Consider the following 15711-nt stretch of genomic DNA (forward strand, 5'->3'; position numbering starts at 1 on the left):
CCTCAGACGTCGCGCGTGCGCAGTGGGTAGAGCCAGAAGCACAGCCACCCGACGGCGGTGAACGCCAGCGGGATGACCGCCAGCATGAGCCGGATGCCGCCGTCGACGGCCTCCGGCTGCGCGTCGCCGAGCTCGGCGTCGAAGCCGGTCGCGGTCAACACGGCCGCGGCGACGATCGCCTGGAGGACGACGGAGCCGCGGACGACGAAGCCGTTCACGCCGAAGTAGGCGCCCTCGCGGCGGTGGCCCGTGCGATGCGCATCGTCGTCGATGATCTGGGCGAGCACGACCTCGAGGAGCTGCAGCAGCCCGCCGACGCCGACGCCGACCGCGATGCCGACGAGAGCCGCCGCCCCCACGGACGTCGGGATGAGGTAGCCGAGCACCGCGACCCCGAACACCCCGACGCTCCACAGCAGGGCCGTGCGCGGGGAGGTGCGCCGGACCACCGCGCTCCACAGCACGATCGACGGGATGGCCGTGACGAAGATGGCGCCGAGCAGGAGGCTCCCCTCGCCTTCGGCCGCCCCCAGCGAGTAGCGGACGTAGAACGGCACGGCGGCGAGGATCACGGCGATCGAGGTCTGCACGCAGAGCGAGCCCAGCACGTACGGCACGAAGGCGCGGTTGCGGAACGTGTAGATGAGCTGGTCCCGCCAGCGCATCGCCTCGGAGGCGGCCTCCGGTACCCGGCGCTCGATCATCCCGCCGAGGAACGACCAGGCGAGCAGCACGAGACAGACGCCGGACAGCACGAGCGCCATCCCCGGCCAGCCGATCGCGTCGTAGAGCGCTGGAGCGCCGGCCGTGCCGAGCACCATGCCGAGGATCGCGAAGATCTGCCGCGGCACGTTCCCGCGGGCGCGCTCCTCCGTGGTCCGGAAGATCTCCGGGAACAGCGCGGAGATGTTCAGCACCACCACGACGAAGGCGATGTCGTAGACCGCGACGACCACGAGGAACCAGACGATGAGCCCAGCCGCCGGGAGCGCGGGCGGCATCCAGACGAGGGCGAAGGCCACGACGAGCGGCACGATGCCGAGCCCGATCCACGGGATGCGGCGGCCCCACGGCGTGCGGATCCGGTCGGAGAGCGCCCCGACGACCGGGTTGAGCGCCGCGTTGAGGATGCCGTGCGCGATCATCGCCGCCGCCACCCACCCCGCGGGGACGGCGAGGTGCGAGACGTAGAAGTACACGACGAATGCCGAGAACGTCTGCGTCATCAGCTGCGTCGGGAACCCTGAGGCCCCGAAGGCGATGGTCTGGGCGCGGGACGGAGCGGCGTCGAGACGGCGGTCGCGCAGCCGTTCGCCGAGCGCCGTCACCGGGCGTCTCCCCGCTGCAGGTCCCGCAGCGCGCGCCAGCCGACGCGGACCAGGCCCTCCTCGGCGATCGTCTGCTGCACGAGCGGATCGTCGAGCAGCCGCAGCTCGTAGCCGCGCTTGGCCGCCGCGAAGTCCACCGCGGCGCGCAGCTCCTCGCCGTCGGCCATCGGATGCAGGTAGATCTCGGTGACCCCGGGCGGGACGGCGCGCAGCACCGCGAGGAAGCCGTCTCGGACCTGCTCGTACGACTCCTCGTCGGCGGTGCCCTCGCCGCGCAGCTCGAACGGGTGCGTCCACAGCCGGTCGACGATCTCGACGCCGAACGCATCGGCCACCGCCGCGGCCTCGGTGAGCTTCGCCTGCAGCATCGGATCGGCGTCCGCCCCCTCCATCTCGCGGGGCAGGCGGAAGGGGAGGCCGTGCCGGGCGGCGAGCTCGAAGACGGCGCGCAGGAAGTCACGGCCGGTCAGAAGCCCGTAGACGGATCCCATGTGGTTGTCGAGGTGGGTCACGTCGACGCCGGCGTCGAGCGCGGTCTGCAGCTGGGCGGCGATCTCGGCCGCGACATCCGCTTCGGAGGCGTGCTGCTCCACGGTCGCGACGTCGGCGGGGAAGAAGCCGGCGGCATCGACCAGGGTCGAGGCGCCGGTGAGCGGGCGCCATCGGTACCGGCGCCACTCGCTCGTGAGCACGAGGTGCACGCCCACGTCGAGGTCCGGGTGCGCGGCGGCGAAGGCGAGCGCTTCCGGGGACCACGCGCAGGGCACCATCACCGTCGCCGAGTCGATCCGGCCGCGCACGAGGAGACCGGAGATCGCGGCGTTGGCGGCATGGCACATCCCGAAGTCGTCGGCGTTGAGGATGACCGCCCTGGCACCGGACGGCAGTCCGAGTCGGTCGGCGAGGGCGGAGGAGGCGGTCATGGCGTGTCCTGTCGGGCGGGCGGTCAGCGGCCGGTGGCGGCTGCGCGGGCGGGGGTGAGGATCCGGGTGAAGACGTCGGCACGGAGCGCGGAGGCCGCCTCGCCCACGGCTCCGACGAGCGGCGCCTCCGGCCCGAACGCCGAGGCGAGGAAGCGGAGCGGCAGCTGCGCGGAGAACTCGTCCGCGACCCGCTCGATCGCGTCCAGGAGCGCCGGGTGCACCGCCTCCCCGCCGAGGATGAAGGCCTCGGGATCGAGCACGAGGGCGACGCTGCCCGCCGCGAGGAAGAGCCGCCGTCCGATCTCTGCGACGAGGGCCTGCGCCGCCTCGTCGCCGTGCCGCGCCGCCTCCAGGTGGGCGAGGAACGGCGCGTCGACATCCAGTCCGAGGCCGAGGGCGAGGTCGCGCACCACCGTGGCGCCCGCGACCGGGGCGCCGATGGGCACCGGCGTCTGCGGGAGGTACATGACCTCGCCCGCCACGCCGGAGAACCCGCGGTGCAGCGCCCCGTCGATCACGATGCCGGCGCCGAGGTCGTCGTCGAGCAGCAGGAGCGCGAAGCTCGCGAGGTCGATGCCGACGCCGGTGGTCGACTCGGCGAGGGCGGCGAGGTTGACGTCGTTCTCGACGCGGACCGGGCAGTCGAGGGCGGCCGCGAGAGCCGCGCGGAAGGCGCCGCCGTCCGGCCCCTGGTCGTCGCGGATCGCGCCGTCGGCGGCCACGATCCCGGGCACTCCGACGACGGCGAGGTGGAGCGCGCCCTTCACGGACCGGCGGCAGGCCGCGACGAGGGCGGCGATGTGCGCGACGCGGTCTTCGCCCGCGGGGAAGGCTCCGTGCCGCTCGGCTCTGACGGTGCCAGTCGCGTCGACGAGGACGACGTGGGCCGCGTGATGGTCCACGTGCACGGCGGCCGCGAAGCCGAGGGCGGGGTGCAGCGCGACGCGGCCGGCCGCCGGTCCGCGGGTGTCGCGGTCGACCCCGGCCGCGGTGACGGCTCCCGCGGTGTCGAGCATCCGCAGCACCTGGGTCACGGCCGTGCGGGAGAGGCCGGTCGCCGCCATGAGCTCGGCCCGAGTCTGCGGTCCGCTCCGGGCGAGGCGCTCCAGGATCGCGCGGCCGTTGAGTGTACGGAGCAGGGTCTGCGGTCCTGCGAGGGGTCGTGACATGCGGCGGAACCTCTGGGGGGTCGATTCTCGTGCGGAGTCGGTGCCCGCCAGCCTGCCACATCGCGTCGCACCCGTCGACCCGTCTCCTCCGGCGGCGTCGCCTGCACGACCCGGGCGCGGTTGCACGACGGAACCCGGGATTCGTCCCCACAGACGTACCCGGGTCGTGCAGGTGTGCCCGGGTGTCGGAGGAGGAAGGCACGGGAGGGGACCGAGTGACGTCGGGGGGTCCGCATAGGGTGGAGGGATGACGCCCCTGGTGATCCGAGACGCCGTCGCCGACGATGCCGAGGCCGTGGCCGGAGTGCACGTGCGCTCGTGGCAGGCGGCCTACGAGGGCCTCATCGACCAGGAGGTGCTGGACGGGTTGTCCGTCTCGGAGCGCGCCGACGGGTGGCGCCGCATCTTCGCCGACCCCCTCCCCACGAGCCTCGGGACCCTGGTGGCCGAGCGCGACGGCACGGTCGTCGGCTGGGCGTCGTTCGGCTCCGGCCGCGACCCCGACGGCCTGGACGATGCGGAGCTGTACGGCATCTACGCCGATCCCACCGCGTGGTCGACGGGGGCGGGGCATGCCCTCCTCGACGCGGCCGAGCAGCGCATGATCGACGCCGGCCACACCCGCGCCTACCTCTGGGTGCTCGACGGCAACGACCGCGCCGACGGCTTCTACGCCCGGCACGGGTGGGAGCTCGACGGGGCCACGAAGATCGATCAGCGTCCGCAGTTCACGCTCCGCGAGCACCGCCGCGTCAAGCACCTCGCCCCGCGCTGAGCCGTCCCGCCGTCAGTCCAGCGCGCTCATCACGTGCTTGATCCGGGTGTAGTCGTCGAAGCCGTACTGCGACAGGTCCTTCCCGTATCCGGAGTGCTTGAAACCACCGTGCGGCATGTCCGACACGAACGGGATGTGGGTGTTGATCCACACGCACCCGAAGTCGAGGTCGCGGGAGAGGCGCAGGGCGCGGGCATGATCCCGCGTCCACCCCGACGCGGCGAGCGCGTACGGCACGTCGTTCGCCATCGCGAGCGCCTCCTCCTCGGTGTCGAAGGGCTGCACGGTCAGCACCGGTCCGAAGATCTCCCCCTGCACGACCTCGTCGTCCTGCTGCACGCCGGTCACGACGGTCGCCTCCCAGAAGTAGCCACGGTCACCCTGCCGCGCCCCGCCGGTCGCGACCGTCGCATGCGCGGGAAGCCGGTCGACGAAGCCCTGCACCTGCGCGAGCTGGGCCGCGCTGCTCAGCGGCCCGTACAGCACGCCCTCTTCGTCCGGGGCCCCGGTCCGCGCGTGCGTGCGGGTCCGCTCCACCAGTGCGGCGACGAGCTCGTCGTGCACCGACGCGTGCACGAGCACCCGGGTCGCCGCGGTGCAGTCCTGCCCCGCGTTGAAGAAGGCCCCGGTGACGATGCCCTCGACCGCCTTCTCGATCGACGCGTCAGGGAAGACGATCGCGGGCGCCTTGCCGCCGAGCTCCAGGTGCACGCGCTTGACGTCGTCGGCCGCGGAGCGGGCCACGGCCATGCCCGCGCGCACCGAGCCGGTGATGGCCACCATCTGCGGCGCCGGATGCTCGACGAGGGCCGCTCCGGTCTCGCGGTCGCCGAGCACGACGTTGAGGGTGCCGGCGGGGGTGTGTCGCGCGACGATCTCCGCGAGCAGCAGCGTGGTGAGCGGCGTGGACTCCGCCGGCTTCAGCACGACGGTGTTCCCGGCGGCGAGGGCGGGAGCGCTCTTCCACACCGCCATGTTCAGGGGGTAGTTCCACGGCGTCACCTGCCCGATCACGCCGATCGGCTCCCGCCGCACGAAGGAGGTGTGCCCGGGGAGGTACTCCGCGGCAGCGCGACCCTCGAGGCTCCGCGCGGCGCCGGCGAAGAACCGCAGCTGGTCCACCGACTGCAGGATCTCGTCGGCGACGAGCGTCGCCCGCGGCTTGCCGGTGTCCTTCGACTCGAGGTCGGCGAACTCCTCGGCCCGCGCGGCCATCTCCTCGGCGATGCGGAACAGGGCGAGCTGGCGCGCGGACGGCGGCGTGTCCCGCCAGGTCGGGAACGCCTCCGCGGCCGCGGCGTACGCGGCATCCACGTCGGCACGGTCGGAGATCGGGATCTCGCCGTAGGCTTCCTCCGTCACCGGATCGATGAGCGGCAGGCGCCCGCTCCCCGCTGCGGTGACGGCGCGGCCGCCGATGAAGTTCTGCAGGGGCACGGTCATCGTCGACGGTGAGGACATAGCGCCATGGTAGCCATCCGAACGCGGAATCTGTAGCTTTTCGTCCACAGATCGACGGATTCAGTTGCGCAGCACCTATCGGAATGTCACGATCGGTACATGAGTCCGAAGACGCCTCCCCCCGCCCTCGACGACATCTCGAAGCGCATCGTCGAGCTGCTGCAGGAGGACGGTCGGCGCCCCTACGCGGAGATCGCCCGGGAGGTCGGGCTCAGCGAGGCCGCCGCCCGCCAGCGGGTGCAGCGACTGACCGAATCGGGCCTGATCCAGATCGTCGCCGTGACCGACCCGCTGCAGCTCGGCTTCCACCGCATGTCGATGATCGGGATCCGGGTGTCCGGCGACCCCCGCGCGATCGCGGAGGAGCTCACGGCGATCCCGGAGCTCGCGTACGTCGTGGTCACACTCGGGACTTTCGACATCCTCGTCGAGGCGGTGTGCGAGGACGACGACCATCTGCTCGACCTCATCGCCACCCGCATCCGCACCATTCCCGGCATCATCCAGACGGAGAGCCTGCTCTACGCCGGCCTCTACAAAGACCTCTACAACTGGGGAACGCGCTGAGGCGCTCCCCTCGCATCGGAGTGAACATGGGCACCACGGTCTTCGAACGCCGGCGTCCTCCGCAGTCCGTCATCGACGACGCCCTGCGCGACACGGCCCTGTCGGTCTTCTGGCTCGACGACGTCGAGCGTCCCGCGCACCCGCCGCTCCGCGGCACCGTGCACACGGACCTCGTGGTCGTCGGCGGCGGCTACACCGGACTCTGGACGGCCGTGCGCGCGAAGGAGCGGGATCCGGAGCGGAGGGTGGTCCTCCTCGAGGCGTCCCGCGTGGCCTGGGCGGCGTCCGGGCGCAACGGCGGCTTCTGCGAGTCCAGCCTCACGCACGGCCACGAGAACGGCGTGAACCGCTGGCCCGAGGAGATCGACCGCCTGGAGGAGCTGGGCCACGAGAACCTCGACGGCATCGCCGAGACCGTGCAGCGGTACGACATGGATGCCGAGTTCGAGCGGACGGGCCAGCTCGCGCTGGCCGTCGAGCCGCATCAGGTCGAGTGGCTGCGCGAGGAGGAGGGGTTCCTCGACCAGGAAGCGGTGCAGGCGGAGGTACACTCCCCCACGTTCCTCGCCGGCGCGTGGGACCGGGAGGGCAGTGCTCTCGTGCACCCGGCGAAGCTGGGTCTGGAGCTCGCGCGGGTGGCCGTCGAGCTCGGCGTGGAGATCCACGAGCACAGCCTCGTCCGGCGGATCGAGGGCGCGGACTCGGGTCCGGTCACCCTCGTCACGGAGCACGGCCGAGTGACCGCCGACGCGGTGGCGCTCGCGACGAACGTGTTCCCCTCGCTCCTCAAGCGCAACCGCCTCATGACGGTGCCCGTGTACGACTACGTGCTGATGACGGAGCCGCTGTCGGCCGAGCAGCTCGCCTCCATCGGCTGGCGGAACCGCCAGGGGCTCGCCGACAGCGCCAACCAGTTCCACTACTACCGGCTCACCGCGGACGACCGGATCCTGTTCGGCGGCTACGACGCGGTCTATCACTTCGGCGGCAAGGTGCGCCCCGCCTACGAGGATCGGATGGAGAGCCACCGGCGCCTGGCCTCGCACTTCTTCACCACCTTCCCGCAACTCGCCGGCCTCCGCTTCACGCACCGCTGGGCCGGGGCGATCGACTCGTCGAGCCGGTTCTGCGCATTCTTCGGCACCGCCCGCGGCGGCCGGGTCGCCTACGCCACGGGGTTCACCGGCCTCGGGGTCGGCGCCGCCCGGTTCGCCGCCGATGTCATGCTCGACAAACTCGCCGGCGAGGAGACCGAGCGCACGCAGCTCCGGATGGTGCGCGAGAAGCCGATCCCGTTCCCGCCGGAGCCGGCCGCGTCCGTCGGCATCAACCTCGTCCGCGCCGCGATGGACAGGGCGGATCACAACGAGGGGCGCCGGAACCTGTTCCTGAAGACGCTCGACGCCCTCGGCATGGGCTTCGACTCGTGACCGCGCTCCCCCCGGGGGCCGTCGTCGACGCCGGACGCCTCGCGCTGACGCACACCCTGCTGCCCGACGAGGACGTCCGCGACGGCGCGCCGACCACGGCATACACGGTGCTCGACGACGCAGGCGGGATCGAGATCGGCGTCTGGGAGATGACGCCGGGCACCGCGGTGGACGTCGAGGAGGACGAGGTGTTCGTCGTGCTCTCCGGTCGCGCGACCGTGACGTTCACCGCGCCCGGGCTCCCTCCGGTGGAGCTCGGCCCCGGATCCGTGATGCGGCTCACCACCGGCATGCGGACGGTCTGGACGGTGAGTGAGACCCTGCGGAAGGTCTCGATCGGGATCTGACGGCCGCTGCCGACCAGGCCCGCTCAGGCCCGGCGGACCTCCGCGTGCGGGATGCGCGCGGCCATGACCCGCACCGCCTCCGGGTTGTCGTCGACGAGCACCGCGTCCCGGCCGAGTGCGGAGGCCACGGCTCCGGTCGTGCCGCTGCCCGCGAAGAGGTCGAGCACCCGGTCGCCCGGCCGGCTCGACGCGGTCACGATGCGCCGGAGGACGCCCTCCGGCTTCTGCGTCGGATACCCCGTCTTCTCGCGCCCCGTGGTCGGGACGATCGTGTGCCACCACACGTCCGTCGGGAGCTTGCCGCGCGCGGCCTTCTCCGCGGTCACCAGTCCCGGCGCCATGTACGGCTCCCGGTCGACGTCGTCGGAGTTGAACACGTACGTCCGCGGGTTCTTCACGTACACGAGGATCGTGTCGTGCTTGGTGGGCCACCGCCGTCGGGACTTCGCGCCGTAGTCGTACGCCCAGATGAGCTCGTTGAGGAAGCAGTCCCGGCCGAACACCGCGTCGAGCATGACCTTCGCGTAGTGCGCCTCGCGGTAGTCCAGGTGCAGGTACAGGGTGCCGTCGTCGGCGAGCAGCCGCCAGGCCTCCTCCAGCCGCGGCATGAGGAAGGCGCCGTAGTCATCGAAGCTGTCGTCGTAGGCGCGCAGCATGCCGCGCACCCGCTCATACCGGTGCCCGTGGAAGCCGTGTCGCACCTCGGGCTCGCCGGGCGCCCGTTCAGGACTCCGGCCCTCCGCCGCAGGCTCCGCCGGCTCGACGCTGGCGCCGTCCGCATCCGTCGGCTCTTCCTGGGGTGGGAACGTGCGGCGGGCGGTGACCACCTGCCGCTCCCGCACCCGCCCGGTGTTGAACGGCGGGTCGAGGTAGACGAGCGTGAAGGATCCGGACGGCAGGGTCGCCGCGACCGCGAGGTTGTCCCCCTCGATCACCGACACCCGCCCCGGATCCTGGACCCCTGAGCCGCCCCCTTGGGCCCCTGAGCCTGTCGAAGGGCCCTGGGTCCCTGAGCCTGCCGAAGGGCCTGAGCCTGTCGCAGGGCCTGAGCCTGCCGAAGGGCTCACGGAACCCGGTGCAGCCACGCGTCGGTCGAGAACTTCGACTCCACCAGCGCCTGGGCATCGGCGTACTCGTCCGGCGTGATGCCGCCGTCCTCGGCGGAGGTGAGCGAGCGGAACGTGTCCTTGAAGCGCTCGATGATCTCGGCACGCTCCAGTCCGGTCTGGCTCCGCAGCGGGTCGACGCGCTTGGCTGCCGAGGTCGTCCCCTTGTCGCTGAGCTTCTCGCGGCCGATCCGCAGCACCTCGGTCATCATCTGGCCGTCGATGTCGTAGGAGAGGGTGGCGTGGTGCAGCACACCTCCGTTCGCGAGGCGCTTCTGCGCGGCGCCGCCGATCTTGCCGGTCGGGCTCGCGATGTCGTTGAGCGGCTGGTAGACGGCGTCGATGCCGAGCGACCGGAGCGCCTGCAGCACCCAGTCGTCGAGGAACGCGTAGGAGTCGGCGAAGGTCATGCCCGCCACGAGCGAGGCCGGCACGTACAGCGAGTAGGTGATGATCTGTCCCGCCGCCATGAGCATCGCCCCGCCGCCGGAGATGCGCCGGACGACGTCGAATCCGTGCTTCGCGGCGCCCTCAGGGTCGACCTCGTTGCGGTACGACTGGAAGGAGCCGATGACGACGGCCGACTCGTCCCATTCCCAGATGCGCAGGGTCGGGCGACGGCGCCCCTCGCCCACCCGGGAGGTGAGCACCTCGTCGAGCGCGAGGTTCATGCGCGGCGAGACCGCCTTCTCGTGGACGATCTCCCAGTCGAAGTCGCGCCACCCCGGTGCGGTGACCAGCGCGCGACGCACGGCGGTGCCCACGGCCTCGGGGCTGAAGCCGAGCAGCTGCGCCCCCTCGGGGAGGGCACCGCGGACGGCCGCGGCGATGGCCGTGGCGTCGGACTCAGCGGGGAGGCCCTCGACGGCGGCGTTGATGTCGTCGAGCGCGGAGTCCGGTTCGAGGAAGAAGTCCCCGGCGAGCCGGAACCGCGCGATCCGGTCGTTCTCGACCTCGAGGTCGACGACGACGAGCTTGCCCCCAGGAACCTTGTATTCACCGTGCACGGATCCAGCTTAAGGCGCACGCTGCCGCCGTGGTCAGCCGCCGAGCACGACCACGCGTTCCCCGGCCCTGATCGGCGTGGAGTAGCGGTTGCCTGGTGTGGGCAGGGGGCAGATGAACTGGTCGGAGAAGGCGCACGGCGGGAGGTACGCCCGGTTGAAGTCGATCACGGCGGACCCGTCAGCGGCGGGCTCGTCAACGGGGAGGAACCGGAACCGGTACGTCTCCAGCCCGTTCGTCCCATCGGCGAAGACCGCACTCAGCGCTCCGCTCCCGCTGCGGGTGACCGTGAGCTCGTGCGGGGCCCCGGCAAGCTCGAACCGCAGGCGTCCGGCGATCGGGGTCTCGCGCTCCTCGCCGTCGACCGCGGTGACGACGATCCGCTCGTCCGGCGCGGGCTCGAACGTGGCCGGGATCCGCCATCGCTCGTCGGGGGCGTAGGCGTCGATCGCGGTGAACCACTCCCGCTGCGGACGGGCGGGGTTCCAGACGCGGAGCGCCAGCAGTCCGTTGCGGTCGAACACACGCAGCTCGCGCCGCCCGAGGCGCAGGGTCTGGGTGCCGCGGAGGGTGACGACCGACCCCGACGGTCCCAGCTCACTGCCGCGGATGCCGCCGTCCCCGGTGAGGGCCCAGAGTCCGGGTACGCCGTCGACCGCGGCGGGTTCGGTGATGAGCCAGTTCGTGGACTCCAGCGCGGACGGCCCGTATTCCGACCCCGCGTAGCGCTCGCGCGCCGCATGCCACTCGTGCCAGTCCGTCAGGAAGCTCATCGCCGCGGGCCCTCCCCTCGCTCGTGCGGATGTGCCCCGAATCTAGGGCTGCCCCCGTCGCCCGTGATCCCCGTCCGTCACACGCCTTCACCCCGCGTCATCCCGCGTCACACTCCCCCTCCGTCCGTCCCTCCCTCCGGTGCGGGGTCACACCCGTCCCTCCCCACCCCCTCCCCCGCCCGTTCCTGATCCCGCCCCCGGCCGCCCCCACCGCCGGTCTCCCGCGCGGGATCAAAACAGTCCCCCGCCACCCCATCCCGCGCCCGTTTCTGACCCCGCCACCCGCCCGCCGCGACCGCCCCCTCCCGCGCAGGATCAAAACCGCCCCCTGGCACCGCGCTCCGCGCCCGTTCCTGATCCCGCACCCGGACACGCCCGCCACACACCTCCCTCGGGATCGAAACCGCACCCGCCATCCCGTCCTCCAGCTCATTTCTGATCCCGCCACCGCGCGGCCCTCGGCCACGCGTACGCTCCGAACTCACCACCACCGCCCCGATCAGCGGCGCGGCCACCGGCGTACGCGCTCACCGCGTGTGTTCGAAAACGCTCTCCCGCCGCCCACCCCAGGCCCGAAAGTGATCCCGCACAGGGCCAGAGGGAGGCACGAACGTTGTCCCGGAGTGGGGTGAGGCGCCCGTGATCCCGACGATGAGCCCGGGCGCCAACGCACCCACTCACCGCGTGTGTTCGAAAACGCCCTCCCGCAGCCCGTCGCAGGCCCGAAAGTGATCCCGCGGGATGGCCGGAGGCGTGAAAGTGATCCCGACACGTCGCCACGGACGCTGCCTCGTCGACGCGCGCCGAGGCCCCACACTCGTCGTGAGCGCAAGAGCGCGCCTCTGGGACGTGTTCCGGGCACCAAAGTGATCCGGCGTGGCGGACGGAAGGGGCGAAAGTGATCCCGGACGGAACGGGCCGGCCGGGGCGGCGGGGGGTCAGCGGGCGGGGATGTGGGCGTCGAGCCAGGCGAGGACGTCGGCGCGCACCTCGTCCTGCTGGAGCTCCTGGAAGATCTCGTGCCGGGCGTCGGGGTAGACGAGGGTCGTGACGTCGGTGAGCCCGGAGCGCCGGCGGTACGCGTCGGCGAGCTTGTGCACGCTGCGGGGACCGCCGACCGGATCGTCACGGCCGACCAGGAGCAGCACCGGAATGTCGCGCGCGAGGTGCTTCGCGGGACGCCCGTACAGCCGCGCCGCGTCGAGCAGGCCGAAGAGCTTGAGCAGCGGCACTCCCGTCGTGAGCGGATCCTCCTCGAAGGCCTTCCACACCGCGGGGTCCCGGCTCAGCCACTCGTATCCGGTCGCGTCGTCGGCGGCCCACGCGGCGTTCAGCGGCGCCGGGTTCAGGGAGCGGGGCGTGCGCAGCGCCGAGCCAGACAGGATGACCGCATCGAAGGCCTCCGCGTGCTCGTTCACCAGCATCTGCGCGAGGAACGACCCCCAGGAGTGTCCGAGGAGCACGAGCGGGAGGTCGGGGTTCTCGTCGCGGATGATGCCGGTCAGCTGCCAGACCGCGTCCTTGGCCGCCCGGAGACCCCCGGGACCGAGCCGTCCGAGCTGGGCGGGGTCGCCGTGCTGACGCATGCCGGTGCGCCCGTGCCCGCGGTGGTCGTCGGCGTAGACGGTGAACCCGGCTCCGGTGAGCGCGGCGGTCAGGGCCGGATACCGTCCCGCGTGCTCGCCCACCCCGTGCAGGAGCTGGACGACGCCGCGGGGCGTCCCCTCCGCCGGGTGGACGTCGTAGACGATGGCGATGCCGTGGCTGTCGGTGTACTCGCGGGTCTCGGTCATGATCCTGCCTTACCGGTCGGTCTCCGCGAGCGCGTCGCGGATGGCGTCCCGGATCGCGAAGGCGATGTCGCGATCCGTCACCTCGTAGCCGCCGACCCCGTCGAAGGCGGAGCCCATGCGCACGCCGCCGTCCTCGGTCACGGCCCGCTTCGCGGAGAAGTGGAGGGCGTCCACCCCGGCCCGGGCGAGCACCGGAGCGCTCGCGACGTCGACGCCGCTGCCGGCCATCACCTCGATCTGCCCCTCGGCGGCGGCGACGAGCGCGCGCAGGGTGTCGATGCCGTCGATCGCCGCGGACGCCCCTCCGGAGGTGAGCACGCGCCGGAGCCCGAGCTCCCTCGCGGCCCGCAGGGTCGCCACCGGGTCGGCGGTCACGTCGATCGCGCGGTGCAGGGTCGCCGGAGCTCCCCCGGCCGCATCCCGCAGCCGGGCCATGGCGTCGCGATCCAGTCGGCCTTCGCCGTCGAGCGCGCCGATCACCACTCCCGCGGCCCCCGCCGCGACCGCGTGCCGCACGTCGCGTTCGGCGACGGCCAGCTCGTCGGCGCTGTAGTGGAAGCCGCCGGCACGCGGACGGATGAGGACGTGCACCTCGGGGCCGTTCGCCCCCGCGGCTTCGAGCGCGAGCTCCAGGGTGGCCGGCGACGGGGTGAGCCCACCCAGCGCGAGGGCTGTGGCGAGCTCGACGCGAGCGGCGCCGACCTCGGCGGCGATGCGCACTCCGGCGGGATCCTGGACGGCGATTTCGAGAGCGATCGTTCGGGTCACCCCTCCATTGTGCCCGCTGACCTCGGCTCCCCCGGCCCCCGGGTCAGAAATATTAGATAGACTAACTAAGTATGTCTGCGTCCGATGATTCCCTGCACCTCACCGCCACAGACCTCCGCATGGCCACGTTCCGGCTCGCCCGCCGGCTCCGCTGCGCCCGTGCCGCCGACATGATGAGCGACACCCAGCTCGCCGTCCTCGCCGACCTCCGCATGAACGGTCGGCGCACGATCTCCACCCTCGCCGAGCGCGAGCGCGTGACCGCCCCCTCGATGACGAGCATCGTGAACGGCCTGGAGGAGCAGGGCTATGTCGCCCGCACCCCTGACGAGGACGACCGCCGCCGCGTGCAGGTGGACATCACCCCCGCCGGCGTCGAGATCGTCGTCGAGACCATCCGCCGCCGTGACGTGCTGCTGGCCGACATGCTCCGCGAGGTCGACTACACCGAGGAGGAGCTGGCGACGCTGCGAGAAGCGAGCGCCCTGATGCGGAGGGCGGTGGAGCGATGAACGCCATGTTCCGTTCCTTCGCGAACATCAACTACCGGATCTGGTTCGCCGGAGCCCTCGTGTCGAACGTCGGCGGGTGGATGCAGGCCACCGCGCAGGACTGGGTCGTGCTGACCGAGCTCACCGACAACGACGCGACCGCGATGGGCGTCACCATGGCGCTGCAGTTCGGCCCTCCCCTGGTGCTCGTGAGCCTGACCGGCTGGGTCGCGGATCGCTTCGACCGGCGGAAGATCCTCCTGACCACGCAGACCGCGCTCCTCGCCCTTGCGATCGCCGTGGGCTCGCTTCTGCTCGCCGGGGTGATGACCCTGCCGATGATGCTCACCTTCGCCCTCGGATTCGGCATCGTCAACGCCTTCGACGCCCCCGCGCGGCAGGCCTTCGTGTCGGACATGGTGTCTGCGACGGAGACCTCCAACGCCGTGGCGCTCAACTCCGCCTCCTTCAACCTCGCCCGCATGATCGGCCCCGCGGTCGGCGGTCTGCTCATCGTCGCGATCGGCTCCGGCTGGGTGTTCATCGTCAACGCCGCGACCTTCCTCGCCATGATCGTCGCGCTGCTGCTCATGCGCACGCACCTGCTCGCACCGCGGCCCAAGAACCGCAACCGCGGCGGCCTCGCCGAGGGATTCCGGTACGTCTGGGCGCGCAGCGACCTCAAGGTCGTGTTCGTGACGGTGTTCCTCATCGGCGCGTTCGGCATGAACTTCCCGATCTTCGCCTCGACCATGGCGCTGGAGTTCGGAGCCGGCGCCGACGGGTACGGGGTGCTGAGCTCGGTGCTCGCGATCGGGTCCCTGATCGGCGCCCTCCTCGCCGCGCGTCGGGACCGGGCGAGGGTGCGCGTGGTGATCCTCGCGGCGGGCGGCTTCGGGATCGCGGCCTTCGTCTCGGCCGCGATGCCCACCTACCTCTCCTATGCGGTCACGCTCACGTTCACCGGCTTCATGATCGTGACGCTGCTGACGACGGCCAACGGCTACGTGCAGATCACGACGGATCCGGCACTGCGCGGCCGCGTGCTCGCCCTCTACATGGCCGTCATCATGGGATCGACTCCGGTCGGGGCGCCGATCGCCGGCTGGGTCGCCGACGCGTTCGGCCCTCGTGCCGCCATCATGCTCGGCGGGACCGCCGGTTTCATCGCGTGCGCGATCGGGGTGACCTGGGTGCTCACGTCCGGGCGTCTGCGCCGTGAGGAGAGCAGCCGCTTCCGGCTGACGCTCGACGAGACCCGGCCGCTGCGGGTCGTGCAGGCGGTCGAGCCGGTCGACTACACGGAGAAGGCGGCGGCGACCACGCCCATCCGGCTGCCGCGCCGCGACGGCGAGTGAGCTGCGAAGGCGTTTGTCAACGCCTTCCTCATCTCGGGCCGACGGTCGTAGCGTCGGGTCATGGACGAGAACATGAGCACCCCGCACCCGCAGGATCCGGCCGAAGGCGCTCCCGGCGTCGACGTCCCTGACGAGAACTCCGGCCAGGGCGACGGCACCGGCGGCGCCATCCAGGGCGACAGCTCTCGCGGCGAGTCGACCGGCGGCGCCATCCAGGGCAGTTCCGGCCCGGGCCACGACGCTCCGCTGGGCGGAGACGAGAACACCGAGGACGAGCTCGCGGCCGACAACGCCGCCGAGGAGGACACCCTCCGCACGCTCGACCCCGACTCCCCGCCGGCCTGAGCCGTCGACCCACCCCTTTCGAGACGAGCCACCCCCTTGCGAACGTTCGCAAGGGGTGGCTCGTGCAGAAGG

At 72.0% G+C, this 15711-nt stretch carries 16 protein-coding genes; 7 read left to right on the plus strand and 9 right to left on the minus strand.

Features of this window, described 5'->3' with window-relative positions:
- Positions 1 to 2 precede the first annotated feature (2 nt).
- Genes IZR02_RS14580 through IZR02_RS14590 form a run of 3 tightly spaced genes read right to left on the minus strand, consistent with a single transcriptional unit; the run spans position 3 to position 3420 of the window.
- A complete protein-coding gene (locus IZR02_RS14580) occupies positions 3 to 1328 on the minus strand; it encodes an MFS transporter (protein ID WP_025105446.1) in 1326 nt (441 codons plus the stop codon).
- Complete coding sequence (locus IZR02_RS14585; protein WP_025105445.1) at positions 1325 to 2251, minus strand: polysaccharide deacetylase family protein; 927 nt, start codon at positions 2249 to 2251, stop codon at positions 1325 to 1327. The genes IZR02_RS14580 and IZR02_RS14585 overlap by 4 nt, the downstream gene beginning before the upstream one ends.
- Positions 2252 to 2274: 23 nt before the next feature.
- Entirely contained in the window at positions 2275 to 3420 is a 1146-nt protein-coding gene (locus tag IZR02_RS14590) for an ROK family transcriptional regulator (RefSeq protein ID WP_025105444.1), read from the minus strand.
- Positions 3421 to 3667: 247 nt separating this feature from the next.
- Between IZR02_RS14590 and IZR02_RS14595 the strand changes: the two genes are divergently transcribed.
- Positions 3668 to 4195 (plus strand): GNAT family N-acetyltransferase, encoded by a 528-nt coding sequence (locus IZR02_RS14595; RefSeq protein WP_025105443.1) that lies wholly within the window; start codon positions 3668 to 3670, stop codon positions 4193 to 4195.
- Between the two features lie 12 nt (positions 4196 to 4207).
- Here IZR02_RS14595 and IZR02_RS14600 read toward each other — a convergent pair whose 3' ends face one another.
- The gene (locus tag IZR02_RS14600) at positions 4208 to 5656 is read right to left on the minus strand and encodes a gamma-aminobutyraldehyde dehydrogenase (RefSeq protein ID WP_029990039.1); all 1449 of its coding nucleotides are present in this window, start codon (positions 5654 to 5656) and stop codon (positions 4208 to 4210) included.
- Positions 5657 to 5755: 99 nt separating this feature from the next.
- On the opposite strand from IZR02_RS14600, the gene IZR02_RS14605 reads away from it, so the two are divergent.
- Genes IZR02_RS14605 through IZR02_RS14615 form a run of 3 tightly spaced genes read left to right on the plus strand, consistent with a single transcriptional unit; the run spans position 5756 to position 8000 of the window.
- A complete protein-coding gene (locus IZR02_RS14605; RefSeq protein ID WP_025105441.1) occupies positions 5756 to 6223 on the plus strand; it encodes an Lrp/AsnC family transcriptional regulator in 468 nt (155 codons plus the stop codon).
- Between the two features lie 26 nt (positions 6224 to 6249).
- On the plus strand, positions 6250 to 7653 hold the full coding sequence (locus IZR02_RS14610) for an NAD(P)/FAD-dependent oxidoreductase (protein WP_025105440.1): 1404 nt from the start codon (positions 6250 to 6252) through the stop codon (positions 7651 to 7653).
- Complete coding sequence (locus IZR02_RS14615; RefSeq protein ID WP_025105439.1) at positions 7650 to 8000, plus strand: cupin domain-containing protein; 351 nt, start codon at positions 7650 to 7652, stop codon at positions 7998 to 8000. Before IZR02_RS14610 ends, IZR02_RS14615 begins: the two co-directional genes overlap by 4 nt.
- Before the next feature lie 23 nt (positions 8001 to 8023).
- Here the strand turns inward: IZR02_RS14615 and IZR02_RS14620 are convergent, their stop codons facing one another.
- The 5 genes from IZR02_RS14620 to IZR02_RS14640 all read right to left on the minus strand — a co-directional run bounded on the left by IZR02_RS14620 (position 8024) and on the right by IZR02_RS14640 (position 13445).
- Positions 8024 to 8941: a DNA-methyltransferase gene (locus IZR02_RS14620; protein WP_036293392.1), complete on the minus strand. Its 918-nt coding sequence runs from the start codon at positions 8939 to 8941 to the stop codon at positions 8024 to 8026.
- A 122-nt stretch (positions 8942 to 9063) separates the two neighbouring features.
- Positions 9064 to 10113, minus strand: a complete 1050-nt coding sequence (locus IZR02_RS14625) for a lipoate--protein ligase family protein (RefSeq protein ID WP_025105437.1) — start codon at positions 10111 to 10113, stop codon at positions 9064 to 9066.
- A 33-nt stretch (positions 10114 to 10146) separates the two neighbouring features.
- Positions 10147 to 10884 (minus strand): DUF1684 domain-containing protein, encoded by a 738-nt coding sequence (locus tag IZR02_RS14630; protein WP_062765531.1) that lies wholly within the window; start codon positions 10882 to 10884, stop codon positions 10147 to 10149.
- Positions 10885 to 11822: 938 nt separating this feature from the next.
- Entirely contained in the window at positions 11823 to 12677 is an 855-nt protein-coding gene (locus IZR02_RS14635) for an alpha/beta fold hydrolase (protein ID WP_025105435.1), read from the minus strand.
- A gap of 9 nt (positions 12678 to 12686) precedes the next feature.
- Positions 12687 to 13445, minus strand: coding sequence for a copper homeostasis protein CutC (locus IZR02_RS14640; RefSeq protein ID WP_025105434.1), 759 nt, complete (start codon positions 13443 to 13445; stop codon positions 12687 to 12689).
- Between the two features lie 71 nt (positions 13446 to 13516).
- On the opposite strand from IZR02_RS14640, the gene IZR02_RS14645 reads away from it, so the two are divergent.
- From IZR02_RS14645 to IZR02_RS14655, 3 genes are read left to right on the plus strand one after another with little or no spacing between them, the layout of a single operon-like run.
- Positions 13517 to 13957, plus strand: a complete 441-nt coding sequence (locus tag IZR02_RS14645; protein ID WP_025105433.1) for a MarR family winged helix-turn-helix transcriptional regulator — start codon at positions 13517 to 13519, stop codon at positions 13955 to 13957.
- A gap of 5 nt (positions 13958 to 13962) precedes the next feature.
- The gene (locus tag IZR02_RS14650) at positions 13963 to 15294 is read left to right on the plus strand and encodes an MFS transporter (RefSeq protein WP_025105432.1); all 1332 of its coding nucleotides are present in this window, start codon (positions 13963 to 13965) and stop codon (positions 15292 to 15294) included.
- Between the two features lie 60 nt (positions 15295 to 15354).
- Positions 15355 to 15639, plus strand: a complete 285-nt coding sequence (locus IZR02_RS14655; RefSeq protein WP_025105431.1) for a hypothetical protein — start codon at positions 15355 to 15357, stop codon at positions 15637 to 15639.
- The last annotated feature ends 72 nt before the right edge of the window (positions 15640 to 15711 follow it).

Source organism: Microbacterium paraoxydans (assembly GCF_019056515.1).
Classification (GTDB): domain Bacteria; phylum Actinomycetota; class Actinomycetes; order Actinomycetales; family Microbacteriaceae; genus Microbacterium.